This window comes from Streptococcus oralis (assembly GCF_003943415.1).
Lineage (GTDB): Bacteria > Bacillota > Bacilli > Lactobacillales > Streptococcaceae > Streptococcus > Streptococcus oralis_BJ.
The window spans coordinates 18,215-32,095 of sequence record NZ_RJPK01000006.1; the positions used below are offsets into that span (position 1 = coordinate 18,215).

Below are 13,881 nucleotides of genomic sequence, written 5' to 3' on the forward strand. Positions count from 1 at the left end.
CGGACAAGGGTTTTAGAGCTGTGTTGTTTCGAATGGTTCAAATTCACATAAAAAGCTACTCATTTTTTGAGTAGCTTTTTAACTATTCCATCCCTACACATAACTCATCCCTTTGTAGAAAAGGAAAATGGCAAGTGCGACAAAAAGTACGGTTGCTCCGATTCGCTGGCTGGTACTATACATCTTTCTCTCCCATTTAACTGGAAAGATGACTGCTAGAAAGGCACCACCTACTGCGCCACCAATATGCCCTGCTAGGCTGATTCCTGGAATCAGAATACTTCCAATGATATTTATCACGAAAAGCGTCAAGTAGGATTGCCCTAACTGCTGGATATAGGGGCTGCGAGTCGCATAGCGCAAAACGATAATCGCAGCAAATAATCCATAGAGAGAGGTGGATGCTCCTGCTGCTAGGACTTTCGGTGTGAAAGCAAACACAAAGAGATTGCCCATCATTCCTGATAAGAGATAAAGAAGGAAAAATTGCTTAGAGCCGAAAATCTCCTCCACCTGTCGCCCAAGAAAGTAGAGTGAAATCATATTGACAATGAAATGTTCCCAACCAATATGCACAAATATAGCCGAAAAAAGGCGCCATATCTGCTCTGGGAACAGGCGAATGATCGGTCCATACATAGCTCCAAACTGAAACAGAGTTTTTGTCTGATCAAAGTTGATACCCGTAGTAATCAACATCAAGAGAAATACCAAAGCTGTCATTAGGAGAAAAAGACTAGTAACAGGGTAACGTTTATCAAAGATTTCCTTCATAGATTAGCACCTCCTGGACGGGAATATCGTGGTCTTCCGAGTTAAATTCTTGAACTTGACAAGGATAGATTGTGCTCATGGTCTGACCAGCAAAATTCTCCAAATAGCGGTCGTAGTAGCCTCCGCCATATCCGATCCGATAGCCCTCTTTCGTAAAAGCCAACCCTGGAACATGAATTAAATCAATCTGAGAGGCATCCACCACTTCCAAGTCCCCTTGGGGCTCCAGTAAACCAAAGGAAGTTTTTTTCAACTGCTGCGGATCGTAGACCACAAACTCCATGCGCCCCTTGGAATAGGTTTTGGGTATCAAAACCTTTTTGCCGTCCTTCAGCGCCTGGTCAATCAGTCCCTGCGTTTGAAATTCATGAGGGAAGGAGAGATAGGTTGCGATGGCTTTGGCATCTTGGTAAAAAGGATGATTCAAAAATCGTTCTGTTAAAACTCGATCCATAGCCTGTTTTTTCTCCTGAGATAAAGCCTTCATTTCGTGTAAGACTTGCTTTCGTAGTTCTGCTTTCATAGCTAGCACCTCTACTCTGCTGCCTTCTTTTTCAGGAAACTAGATACTGCTTCCACCCCAATAGCTAAGGCTTCTTCCTTAGGACTCATCTGAGGGTGATGAAGGGCGTAGGGACTGTCGATACCTAGCCAGAACATAACGCCATCTACCTTCGAAAGGAGATAGCCAAAGTCCTCACCTGTCATAGCAGGTTCGATATCAATCAACTCGATTCCGTCTTTCTCTTCAAAAAAGTCCATCAGTTCACGCGCCAAGGCTAGATTGTTCTCAACAGGTAGGTAGCCTCCTTGCTTGAGTTCTACTTCGACTTCCATATCAAAGGCTGCTGCAATCCCTTCTGCGACTGTCTTGACTCTTTTTTGTACCAGGAGGCTCATGTCCTGGGTCAAGGCGCGAATAGTTCCATGCAAAAAGGCTGTGTCTGTGATGACATTGTTGGTTGTTCCAGCTTGGAAAAGGCCAAAGGTAACCACCGCTCCCTCGATTGGATTAACATTGCGGCTGACAACTGACTGCACCTGGGTCACAAAGTAGCTAGCAGCCACCAAGGCGTCATTGGCTTCATGCGGAAAGGCTGCGTGTCCCCCTTTCCCTTTGAAACGGATCTTAACCTCGCAAGTCCCAGCAAAGAGCGTGTGAGTATTGGTCGCAATCTGGCCGACTTTCAGATCCGGACGAACATGGAGCCCATAAAACTGGTCTGGTAGCCAGTCCCCAAAAGCGCCGTCCTCATACATGAGCATGCCACCAGCTTCATTTTCTTCAGCAGGTTGAAACAGGAAGAGCAAATTATTCTTGGGTTGCTCCTCAAGGGCGCGCTCGAGACAGCCCAAGGCAATGGTCATGTGAAAATCATGGCCACAGGCATGCATACGACCTTGATGTTGGGAAGAAAAAGGAAGGCCCGTTTGTTCAAGGATAGGAAGTCCATCAATATCTGTGCGCCAACCAATGGTCCGCTTCGGCTGGCTTCCCTGCAAATAGACCAAAATCCCTGTCCGCCAAGTACGAACTTGAACAAAATTCTTGCCCGTAGTCAATTTCTCAATCACATCCAGCAAATAAGCCTGAGTCTTGAATTCCTCCAAGCCAATCTCTGGAATCTGGTGCAAATCTCGTCTGGTCTGAATCAAATCTAACATCTATCTGTCCTCCTATATAGCAGAAAGAGGCTGGAAAAAGGGTTCCGCCTCTTTTTTACTTTTACAATTACAAAGTACGAAGCGCATCCTCTAGCGCTGTTTTTTGTTGGGTTTGGGCATCAATCTCTTTGATAATGCGAGCTGGAACACCTGCCACTACCACATTTTCTGGGACATCTTGAGTCACGATAGCTCCTGCAGCGACAACTGAACCACTACCGATTTGGACTCCTTCGATAACCACTGCATTGGCTCCGATGAGAACATTGTCCCCGACACGGACTGGTTCGGCGCTAGCTGGCTCAATCACGCCCGCCAAAACTACACCTGCACCAACGTGGCTGTTTTTCCCAACGATGGCGCGGCCACCAAGGATAGCACCCATATCAATCATGGTTCCAGCACCGATTTCAGCACCGATATTGATAACAGCTCCCATCATGATAACAGCATTGTCACCAATTTCCACCTGGTCACGGATAATAGCACCTGGCTCGATACGAGCGTTGATAGCACGTTTGTCTAGCAAGGGAACTGCAGAATTACGAGCATCTTGCTCGACAACATAGTCTTGATTTTCTACTAAACCATCGAGAAGCGGAGCGACGTCCTTCCAGTCTCCAAATAGAACATTCCCTAGTTTGACAACAGAGCTAGGTAGAGCAGATGCGAGTTCTCCCTCAAAGGTTACTTTGACACTGGTTTTCTTTTCCGCATTGGCGATAAATTGGATGATTTCTTGGGCATTCATTTTTGTGGCAGTCATAGGCGCCTCCTGATTCATTATAATGATACCTATTCTACCAAAAAAGGCTTCAAATTTGAAGCCTTAAGCACTCGAACAGAACATTTTACCTTTCCTTCGTTTCCTCAATTGATAAGAAAACCATTGGAACGATAATCAAAATCATAGCCAAAGCTAGAAAACCATCCAAAACCATACCTAGAAATAGCACACTTAACAATGCGGAAGATAAAGGTTCGCTGGCACTCACAACTGACACAACTAACGGTGAGACGAGTAGCACAGCCTTCATCGAAAGGAAAAAAGCAAAAGCCGTTCCAAACACAGCAATAGTAAAACAAATCAAAAGGCTCGTCACATCAAGTTGAAAGGTAATCTGATGAACAGGATAAAGAAAATTGCTAAAAACACCTGCTAGCAACATTCCCCAACCAACGGTTGGCACAAAACCATAGTCACGTGCAAAACGTTGAGGCAGGATAACGTTGAACATGACCCCTACAGCACTGAGTAGCCCTGTCACCAAAGCCAGAGGTGTCATTGATAGCTTGGATAAATCCCCTTTTGTAGCCATCAAAAAAACACCTAGCATGGCAATCAAAACATATAGAATGGCTGTGATAGAAGCCTTCTTTTGATAGACAATGCGATTGTAAAACAATATAAAAACTGGACTGATAAATTGCAAAATCGTTGCTGTCGTCGCATTGGAATATTCAACACAGAGATAGAAGAAAAACTGTACAGAAAAAATCCCCAGAATAGCGTAGGCTAAAAAAGGCAGATAGTTTTTCTTATTTCGCCAAATGTCCAATAATTGAAAGCGTAACTGAAAGGCAGATAAAAACAAGACCAAGCTACCCGCCAAAAGCAGGCGCATGGAAGTGATCCAGCCAGACGACACCTGATAATGAGCGAAAAAATATTCTCCTAAAATACCACAAATTCCCCAAATCAGACCTGACAGCAGTGAATATAGAGTTCCCTTAAAAATCTTCTTTTGATACTTATTCATTCTCCTATTGTAACACGAAATGAAAAAAGAAAAAAGTAGCACGAAACATAATATTAAATGAAACTTGCTACTTTTTTATTCTATCGATTTGATTGATTTGAGCGAGTTGATGAGCTTGTTCCCAAACTACCACTTGAACTTGGGAGAGTTGGGGTAGGAAGAGTGGGTAAACTTCCTAAAATGCTCTTCCAAGCATTTTGATAATCGGCATCGCTCCCTCCGATGGCAAAGCGGTAAGTAGTTGCCGGAGCCCCTTCTTTAGTAGCCCAATAACTCGTTACAGTAGAACCTGAAACGGTGACTTCTTTGCCATTGATTGTGACCTTGCCAGGTTTCTCTCCCGTCGATTTGAGGACTTGAGACTTGGTCACACTTGGGTCTAGACTAAAGCGCTCATTCCCCCATATGCCAGGTTCAGCTTGCTGGATAGCATTGACCAAGTGGGCCATATAGTTGGCATTGCGGTAATGGCCTGCTCCTTTGGCTAGCGGTCGGTTATCATCGTGACCTAACCAGCCCCCTAGAGTCAAGCGTGGTGTAGAAAGCATGAGCCACATATTTTCATCTTCATTGGTCGTACCAGTCTTTCCAATCCAGTCAGCACGAGCCAGACTTGGATTGATAGAGGCCAAATCAGTCTGAAAACTTGACGTAACTCGAGATGAGATCACCTCGCGAAGCAAACTCTGCATGATGGTCGCTGTCGCTTTCGAATAAACTTGGACAGGTTGAATTTTGTGCTCATAAATCACTTGCCCAGTCGTCGATTCAATCTTGGAAATCATATGTTTCTTGTGGTAGACCCCATTATTAGCCAAGGTCTGATAACCGTTGGTATGCTGGGCAACTGTAACATCAATCCCCCCACCCATCGGTAAACTTTCAATCCCATATTCTGGGATTTCATAACCCATTTTTTCCATATAACCCTTGACATCGACACCCTTCTCTCGAAGCGTACGATAAGTCCAGTAGGCTGGGATATTCCATGAATAATTGAGGGCCTCTCCTAAGGTCATCATCCCTGTACCAGGACTATTGACATACATGATGGGATTGCCGTTTGCAAAGTTTGTCGGGTAGTTAGACAAGATGCTTGCACTTCCCATCAAACCTTGGTCAATCGCGATACCATAGGCCAGTATAGGCTTAGTGGTTGAAGCTGGAGAACGCTTGGTGTCAATAGCGTGATTATTCTGATTTTCTTGATAATTACGACCACCAACAAAGCCAAGAATAGCTCCCGTTTGGTTGTCCATAAGGACATTTCCTACCTCAGGCTGGCCTGTCGAATCATTTAGCAGATAGCCATAGGTCGCAACCGCATTTTGCATTGCGGCATGCACGTTTTTATTAATGGTAGTGGTAATTTTATAACCACCGTTTTCAATTTCCTTGGTTGCTAGGTCATGATAAGCTTTCTGGATAGACTCATTCTTTAACTCTTGAGCAGAGACATGATCTCTCTCAACTAGATAATCATACATCCGATCGGTAGCTTCTGCCAAGGTTGCAAAGTAAAGATAGTCGCGTGAGCTTCCGTTGACACTACCTGATGGTAGAAAGTCTTGCTTGAAGTCATAATCCTTGTACTTGTCGTAATCTTCCTGGCTCAGAGCACCTGTCCGGTACATATTGTAGAGGACATCCTTGGCACGCTTGATTCCCAAAGCCATATCCTCATCACTCTTCATACTACCATCAGATTCATAAGGGGAGTAACTAATTGGGCTCTGTGGCAATCCTGCGATAAAGGCTGCTTGAGGGACCGTTAGATCCGAAGCCTTAACCCCAAAGATCCCTTCTGCAGCCTGCTGGGCACCTGCAATATTTTGACCTTTATGATTGCGACCAAAAGGAGCAATATTCAGATAGGTTGTCAGAATTTCGTCCTTGCTCATGACGCGCTCCAAGGCAAGAGCATCTATGATTTCTGTCGCCTTACGAGCCAAGGTCGGAGCATCTCCAACCACCTGCTGCTTGATGACCTGCTGGGTCAAGGTCGAACCACCACTGGACGAGCCTAGACCGACAAAGGTTCCCAAGGTCGCACGAATAACAGCCTTAGGCACAACTCCCTTGTGCTCGTTGAAATTCTCGTCCTCTGTCGCAATAATGGCTTTTTTTAGATTGTCTGATATAGCATCCGAAGCAACTGAAGTGCGCAACAAATCCCCCTCAATCGAGGCAATGGTACTGCCGTCAGAATAAGTGATTTCTGAGATAGAGGCAATATCCTTCACTTGCTTGACCAGTTCTTCTGTTTGCGGAACCTGAGCCTTATCAAATAGAGCCACGCCATATCCCATAGCCACCCCAGCACCAAACAGTCCACCGATAAAGGCCAGAATAAAGAGAGTGTTGAAGGTCACTTTAAAAGCACTCAAAACCTTAGCCAAAATAGACCCAACCCTTCTGACTTTGTCAGAAGAAGCCACTTTCTTATTGATATTTTTACTTGCTTGTTTTTTCTTCCATTTGGCAGTTAGTTGCTGGAAAAAATGCAGCATTTTTGTTTTTAATTCATCAATTCTTTTTTTCATGAATGTCCTCACTTTCTTTATTATACCATAAAAGGAAAACTTTCAATAAAATAGCCACTTTCTTCCCTATTCTACTAGGCTATTAATCAAGTTTGTGATACAATAGGTAGAAACAATATTTTATAAAGGAGAAAAGACATATGCACATTTTTGATGAGCTAAAAGAGCGTGGTTTGATTTTTCAAACGACTGATGAAGAAGCTTTGCGTAAAGCCCTAGAAGAAGGTCAAGTCTCTTATTATACTGGCTACGATCCAACTGCTGACAGCCTTCACCTCGGTCACCTTGTCGCAATCTTGACAAGTCGTCGTTTGCAACTAGCAGGTCACAAACCTTATGCGCTCGTTGGCGGTGCTACAGGTCTCATTGGAGATCCGTCCTTCAAAGATGCTGAGCGTAGTCTCCAAACAAAAGACACGGTAGATGGCTGGGTCAAGTCTATCCAAGGACAACTGTCTCGTTTTCTTGACTTTGAAAATGGGGAAAATAAAGCTGTCATGGTCAACAACTACGACTGGTTTGGCAGCATCAGCTTCATTGACTTCCTCCGTGATGTAGGAAAATACTTCACTGTCAACTACATGATGAGTAAGGAGTCTGTTAAAAAACGGATCGAAACAGGGATTTCTTACACTGAGTTTGCCTACCAAATCATGCAAGGGTACGACTTCTTTGTCCTTAACCAAGACCACAACGTCACCCTACAGATCGGTGGCTCTGACCAATGGGGAAATATGACTGCTGGTACAGAGTTACTTCGTCGTAAGGCTGACAAGACTGGTCACGTTATCACCGTTCCCCTTATCACTGATGCGACTGGTAAGAAATTTGGTAAATCAGAAGGAAACGCAGTCTGGCTCAATCCTGAAAAGACTTCTCCATACGAAATGTACCAATTCTGGATGAACGTCATGGACGCTGACGCTGTTCGCTTCTTGAAAATCTTTACTTTCTTATCACTTGATGAGATTGAAGACATCCGCAAACAATTTGAAGCAGCTCCACACGAACGCTTGGCTCAAAAAGTCCTCGCTCGTGAAGTGGTGACTCTTGTCCACGGAGAAGAAGCCTACAAGGAAGCCCTTAACATCACTGAGCAACTCTTTGCAGGAAACATCAAAAACCTTTCTGTTAAAGAACTCAAACAAGGACTTCGTGGAGTTCCAAACTATCAAGTACAAGCAGACGAAAATCATAACATCGTAGAACTTCTCGTATCATCTGGTGTGGTTAACTCAAAACGCCAAGCACGTGAAGACGTCCAAAACGGAGCTATTTACGTAAACGGCAACCGCATCCAAGACCTTGACTATGTCTTGAGTGATGCAGATAAGTTAGATAACGAACTAACTGTTATCCGTCGCGGGAAGAAAAAATACTTTGTATTGACTTACTAAACTCTTCAACATTTACCTATAAACAAAGGAGTTAACCTCAAGAAAGGTAACTCCTTTTTTCTGTTAATAACTCTCATCTATCTATTTTTAATAGACAGACTACGCAAGACAATGCGCAAGGTTGTTAGATTATGTAAGATAGAGAGATTTGAAGGACTGAGCCAATTAAATAAGCCAAAGCCAATCAAACTACTATTTACGACAATGGTATCTTGAATATTCTTCTTGATGAGTATTTGCAAAGATGATGATAGCGAATCCAACTCTTGGAAGAAATCCAAGCGATTATCTAACAATAAGATATCACTCATCTGCTTAGAAATATCTGCGCTCTCATTCATCACCACACCGATATCTGATAGGGTTAGAGCCGCTGAGTCATTCAACCCATCTCCAACCATCAAAATAGTATGACCTGCTTTCTGCAGTTCCTCTACTAACTCAAATTTCCCATCAGGTTTCAAGTCTGTATAGACCTGATCAAACGGCAAATCTTTTACTAATTCCTCTGTCCTAACCAGGGTGTCCCCTGTGGCCAGAATCAATTTTTTCCCTTGTGCCTTAAGTTTCTCCAAGGCTACTTTTGCTTCTTTTCTCAAAGGAGTATGAATGCAGAACATTCCAATCAATTCATTCTGATAAGCTAAGAATAAGAGATTGTAGTGACTCTTGTACTCTTCAATTAAAGCATTTTGCTCCGAACTGATATGAATCTGCTCATCCTGCATCAAGACATAATTTCCAATAAGAACTGGTTGCCCATCAATATGGGACTTAATTCCCTTGCTTGCAATATATTGGAGTTTCCCATGCATTTCCTCATGTTCAATCCCCTCTATCTCAGCTTGCTTGACAATGGCATTAGCAATAGGATGATAAATGTGTTCCTCAAGACAGGCACTGATTCTGAGAATATCTTCCTCGCTATAGTCCCCAAAAGGTAACACCTTTTCAACTATAGGATAGCTAGTTGTGATTGTTCCTGTCTTATCAAACAAGAAAGTATCAACTTCCAGATATTTCTCTAGAACATCTCCATCCTTAATCACCATTTCACGGTTCAACCCCTCTTTGATAGCTGTCAAATAAGCTACAGGAGTAGAGATTTTCAAAGCGCAGGAGAAATCGACCAATAGGAATGAAATAGCCTTAGAAAAAGAGCCCGTTAATAGGTAAGTCAGACCAGCCCCCAAGAAATTATATTTGACGACCTTGTCCGCCATCTTGATGAAATAGCGTTGTTTCGTTTTCTTATTTTCTTCAGATTTCTTCATCAACTCAATCAGCTGTAAAATACGGCTGTTCATCTGATTATCGGTTACACGAATGCGTAGCTCCCCAGTTTCCAAGACTGTGTTTGCACAAACCGAATCAGACTCTCTTTTTTCAACTGGAAAACTCTCTCCCGTCAAGGAACTTTCGTTGACCATACCTAAACCTGAAACTACTTGTCCATCAAACAGAATTTCATTTCCTTGAGATAGGACCAAGACATCTCCTATTTGAACATCGGAACTCTTGATACTAACGACCGTATCGCCCTGTACTAAGAATACATCGCTCTCTTTTGCAAGAAGACTCTGTTCTAAATCTGTTGCAGTTTTTTTCAAGGACCACTGATCTAAATGATTCCCCAAATCAAGCATAAACATGATGTTGCTGGCAGTCTTGGATTGGTTCATAAACAAAGACAATAAAATAGCTGAACAGTCCAAGACTTCCATCGTTAGTTCCTTACGCGCTAGTGTTTGATAGGCTTCTTTAACATATCCAAAAGCCTGATAACAAGTCCATATATAGCGAATAGGAGACGGCACAAGACTACGAAAAAGCACACGCTTAATCGCTGCACCTGAAACGATAGAATAGGCACTCTCTTCTCTACGAACAGGAAGAGTCATCAACTCAGAAACTTTCCCTTTATCAATCCTTTTTAAAAAGGCTTCTGCATTGTCTAATACAGAGAAGCCTTCTTTTATACGTAGGGTAAAGTGCTGTTGATCCATGTAAAACTGGATAGACTCAATTCCCTTCTCATCTCTCGCCAAGGAACGAAGATAGTCTTGAATATCCAAGGTAAGTGAAAAAGAAGATGATAGTCGGATATGTTGATATCCTCTATATAGCACTTTAAAAGACATATTATTCTCCTATAAGGCTATCTAATTGCTCTTCTTTTTTCTCTTGCTCATACAAATATTTAGCATCTTGCAAAACATCGTCTCCATGTTGCTTCACAACAGAAACAGATGCATCTAGCTCATCTTTAAACTTGTAAGCCTTAGCCAAAGCTTTAGAATAACCTTTTTTAGCTTCCTTACTTGCTAAGATTTTCAAACCAAGGGTACCAAATGCGACACCACCCAAAAATAATGAAGATTTTTTCGCAACTTTTGCAACGGTTAGTACTTCTTTTAACATACTTATTTCCTCCTTATCATTATTATATAGCAATTTAGATATAAAAGCAATTTCATTTTATAAATTGAAGAATTAGTTTTATTTCTACTGAATCTCCCATCTACTTACTCCTGAAGTTGCTTTCACTTGTCTCTTTTGATACACTTAAACTATGAATACAAACCTCAAACCCAAACTCCAGCGTTTTGCTTCTGCGACTGCCTTTGCCTGTCCTATCTGTCAAGAAAATCTGACCTTGGTAGAGAGCAGTCTCAAGTGTAGCAACCGCCATTCTTTTGACCTGGCAAAATTCGGCTATGTCAACTTGGCTCCTCAGATCAAGCAATCTGCCAACTACGACAAAGAAAACTTTCAAAATCGCCAGCAAATTCTTGAAGCTGGTTTTTATCAGGCTATTTTAGAAGGTATCTCGGACTTACTAGCAACTAATCCATCCGCAAAAACAGTCTTGGATATCGGCTGTGGCGAAGGATTCTACTCTCGCAAGCTCCAAGAAAGTCACTCTGACAAAACCTTTTACGCCTTTGATATTTCCAAAGATTCCGTTCAAATCGCTACCAAAAGCGAACCCAACTGGGCAGTCAATTGGTTCGTTGGAGACTTGGCCCGACTTCCTATAGAAGATGCCAGTATGGATATCTTGCTTGATATCTTCTCGCCTGCCAACTATGGAGAATTCCGTCGCGTTTTATCCAAAGACGGTATTTTAATCAAGGTCATCCCAACTGAAAATCACCTCAAAGAAATCCGTCAAATGGTGCAGGACCAGCTGACAAAGAAGGATTATTCCAACCAAGATATCAAAGAACATTTCCAGGAACACTTCAGCATCCAATCTCGTCAGATTGCTTCCTTAACAAAACCTATCACAGCAGAGCAACGCCAAGCTTTGCTTGCTATGACGCCTCTCCTCTTTCACGTTGATCAAACCAATATTGACTGGAGTCAGTTGACTGAGATTACCATTGAGGCAGAGATTTTGGTTGGGAAAGCACTGTAAAAAAATTTTTCAGATAAGACAAAACCCGCACCTTCAAGGTACGGGTTTAAATTATGTAATTATTAGTTCAAGTGCCAGATATCTTCGTTGTACTGAGCGATTGTACGGTCAGATGAGAAGAAACCTGCTTTAGCAATGTTGACGATAACTTTATCCAACCATGCGTCACGGTCTTCGTAGTCAGCAAGCATTTGCTCTTTCACCTTGATGTAGTCTTCCAAGTCAAGGAGAGTCATGAACCAGTCTTTGTTGATCAATTCGTTGTAAAGACGTTCCAAGCGTTCTTTCTTACCTACTGCAAGAACAGCATCGCTCACGATGAAGTCAACCAATGGTTTGATAGCTTCACGGGCATAGAATTCGCTTGACTTGTAAGCTGCTTTTGCGTAAAGGTCGATAACAGTTTCTGAATCTTCACCAAAGATGTAGATGTTTTCGTCGCCAACCAATTCAGCAATTTCCACGTTAGCTCCGTCCATAGTACCAAGAGTCAAAGCTCCGTTCAACATGAATTTCATGTTACCAGTACCTGAAGCTTCTTTAGAAGCAAGTGAGATTTGTTCTGAGATATCACATGCTGGGATGAGGAAGCTTGCTGCAGTAACGTTGTAGTTTTCAACCATTACAACTTGCAAGTGTGGAGCTACTTCTGGGTCGTTAGCAATCACTTCTGACAAGCAAAGGATCAAGTGAATGATGTCTTGGGCGATTGTGTAGGCAGGAGCTGCTTTACCACCAAAGAAGACTGTGATTGGACGAGCAGGGATGTTACCAGCCTTGATATCAAGGTATTTGTGGATGACATACAAAGCGTTCATTTGTTGGCGTTTGTACTCGTGAAGACGTTTGATTTGGATATCAAAGATAGAGTTTGTATTGATTTCCACACCTTGGTGATCTTTCAAGTGACGAGCCAATTTACGTTTGTTGTGAGCCTTGATGCTTTCCAATTTTTCTTTGACAGCAGCCTTGTCTTCGTAAGACAAGAGTTTTTCAAGCTCATCTGCTTCATGGTGCCATCCCTCTCCAATAATCTCATCCAAGTAGTGAGATAGTCTTGGGTTGGCATGCATGAGCCAACGACGGAATGTGATACCGTTTGTTTTGTTGTTGAATTTTTCTGGGTAGATGTCGTAGAAAGCTTTCAACTCTGAATTCTTCAAGATCTCAGTGTGGAGTGCTGCCACCCCGTTTACGCTGTATCCATAGTGGATATCCATGTGAGCCATGTGTACACGGTCGTTTTCATCAATGATTTGAACAGCTGGGTCTTTGTATTCTGCTTTCACACGACGGTCCAATTCTTTGATGATTGGTACCAAGTGAGGAACCACTTCTTCCAAGAATTCAAGAGGCCATTTTTCAAGGGCTTCAGCAAGGATTGTGTGGTTCGTGTAGGCAGTCATGCTACGAACGATAGAGATTGCTTCATCAAGTTCGATACCACGTTCAGTCAAAAGACGGATCAATTCAGGGATCACCATTGATGGGTGAGTATCGTTGATTTGTACAACTGCGTAGTCCGCAAGGTCGTGCAAGTTGCTTCCCTTTTCGATTGCTTCGTCGATGATCAATTGCGCGCCGTTTGAAACCATGAAGTATTGTTGGAAGATACGGAGCAATTCACCTTGCTTGTCGCTGTCGTCTGGGTAAAGGAAAAGAGTCAAGTTGCGAGCGATATCCGTCTTGTCAAAGTTGATACCATCTTCGATGATAGAAGAATCAACTGAATCCAAGTCAAACAAACGCAAGCGGTTTTTAGTAGCTGTCTTGTAACCAGGTACGTCGATATCGTAAAGAGTAGATGTCAATGTGAAGTGTGCGAATGGCACTTGGTAGCTACGGCTTGAGCGAACCAACCAGTTTTGCTCTGTCAACCAAGCGTTAGGAATCGTTTCTTGTTGGTTGTTTTTAAGAACTTGTTGGAAAAGACCGAAGTGGTAGTTCAATCCAACACCGTCACCATTCAAACCAAGTGTAGCGATTGAGTCGATAAAGCAGGCTGCCAAACGTCCCAAACCACCGTTGCCAAGTGATGGTTCCAATTCTACTTCTTCAATTTCGATCAACTCTTTACCTGCAGCTGCAAGTTCTTTTTTCACATCATCGTAAAGACCAAGGTTGATCAAATTGTTTGACAAGAGTTTACCGATCAAGAACTCAGCTGAGATGTAGTAAACTTTTTTCTTACCAGTGTTGACTGGTTTTTGGCTGCTAGCAAGCTTGCTGTAGTTGAGAAGAGCAAGGTAAAGCTCTTCATTGCTACATTCTGCAATAGTTTTATTGTAACGCTTTTGTACAAATTCTTTTAATGGTAACAT

11 protein-coding genes and 1 CRISPR repeat array (1 of these 12 running past the window's edge) are annotated in these 13,881 nt (G+C 42.6%); of the genes, 2 read left to right on the plus strand and 9 right to left on the minus strand.

What is annotated here, in order from left to right:
• A CRISPR array of direct repeats spans window positions 1-45; the repeat unit is 36 nt (it extends 1,047 nt beyond the left edge of the window).
• 48 nt (window positions 46-93) lie between these two features.
• From D8801_RS07845 to pbp1b, 6 genes are all read right to left on the minus strand, one after another.
• Window positions 94-774 carry a rhomboid family intramembrane serine protease gene (locus tag D8801_RS07845; protein ID WP_093587114.1) on the minus strand — a complete coding sequence of 227 codons (681 nt, stop codon included), beginning with the start codon at window positions 772-774 and terminating at the stop codon, window positions 94-96.
• Entirely contained in the window at window positions 758-1,297 is a 540-nt protein-coding gene (locus D8801_RS07850) for a 5-formyltetrahydrofolate cyclo-ligase (RefSeq protein ID WP_125849042.1), read from the minus strand. The genes D8801_RS07845 and D8801_RS07850 overlap by 17 nt, the downstream gene beginning before the upstream one ends.
• 11 nt (window positions 1,298-1,308) lie before the next feature.
• Window positions 1,309-2,439 carry an N-acetyldiaminopimelate deacetylase gene (locus D8801_RS07855; RefSeq protein ID WP_125849043.1) on the minus strand — a complete coding sequence of 377 codons (1,131 nt, stop codon included), beginning with the start codon at window positions 2,437-2,439 and terminating at the stop codon, window positions 1,309-1,311.
• A 67-nt stretch (window positions 2,440-2,506) separates the two neighbouring features.
• The gene (dapD, locus tag D8801_RS07860) at window positions 2,507-3,205 is read right to left on the minus strand and encodes a 2,3,4,5-tetrahydropyridine-2,6-dicarboxylate N-acetyltransferase (protein WP_125849045.1); all 699 of its coding nucleotides are present in this window, start codon (window positions 3,203-3,205) and stop codon (window positions 2,507-2,509) included.
• 85 nt (window positions 3,206-3,290) lie between these two features.
• Complete coding sequence (locus D8801_RS07865) at window positions 3,291-4,199, minus strand: DMT family transporter (RefSeq protein ID WP_093587106.1); 909 nt, start codon at window positions 4,197-4,199, stop codon at window positions 3,291-3,293.
• An 80-nt stretch (window positions 4,200-4,279) separates the two neighbouring features.
• Window positions 4,280-6,742 (minus strand): penicillin-binding protein PBP1B, encoded by a 2,463-nt coding sequence (gene pbp1b / locus D8801_RS07870; RefSeq protein ID WP_125849047.1) that lies wholly within the window; start codon window positions 6,740-6,742, stop codon window positions 4,280-4,282.
• Between the two features lie 140 nt (window positions 6,743-6,882).
• On the opposite strand from pbp1b, the gene tyrS reads away from it, so the two are divergent.
• The gene (gene tyrS, locus D8801_RS07875; RefSeq protein WP_000546899.1) at window positions 6,883-8,139 is read left to right on the plus strand and encodes a tyrosine--tRNA ligase; all 1,257 of its coding nucleotides are present in this window, start codon (window positions 6,883-6,885) and stop codon (window positions 8,137-8,139) included.
• Window positions 8,140-8,216: 77 nt separating this feature from the next.
• Here tyrS and D8801_RS07880 read toward each other — a convergent pair whose 3' ends face one another.
• Window positions 8,217-10,280: a heavy metal translocating P-type ATPase gene (locus tag D8801_RS07880; RefSeq protein ID WP_125849049.1), complete on the minus strand. Its 2,064-nt coding sequence runs from the start codon at window positions 10,278-10,280 to the stop codon at window positions 8,217-8,219.
• 1 nt (window position 10,281) lies between these two features.
• Window positions 10,282-10,560 (minus strand): DUF6110 family protein, encoded by a 279-nt coding sequence (locus D8801_RS07885; protein ID WP_000910908.1) that lies wholly within the window; start codon window positions 10,558-10,560, stop codon window positions 10,282-10,284.
• Between the two features lie 151 nt (window positions 10,561-10,711).
• Here D8801_RS07885 and D8801_RS07890 point away from each other — a divergent pair, with 151 nt between their 5' ends.
• Window positions 10,712-11,560 (plus strand): putative RNA methyltransferase, encoded by an 849-nt coding sequence (locus tag D8801_RS07890; RefSeq protein WP_125450486.1) that lies wholly within the window; start codon window positions 10,712-10,714, stop codon window positions 11,558-11,560.
• A gap of 62 nt (window positions 11,561-11,622) precedes the next feature.
• Here D8801_RS07890 and glgP read toward each other — a convergent pair whose 3' ends face one another.
• Window positions 11,623-13,881 carry a glycogen/starch/alpha-glucan family phosphorylase gene (gene glgP / locus D8801_RS07895; RefSeq protein ID WP_125849051.1) on the minus strand — a complete coding sequence of 753 codons (2,259 nt, stop codon included), beginning with the start codon at window positions 13,879-13,881 and terminating at the stop codon, window positions 11,623-11,625.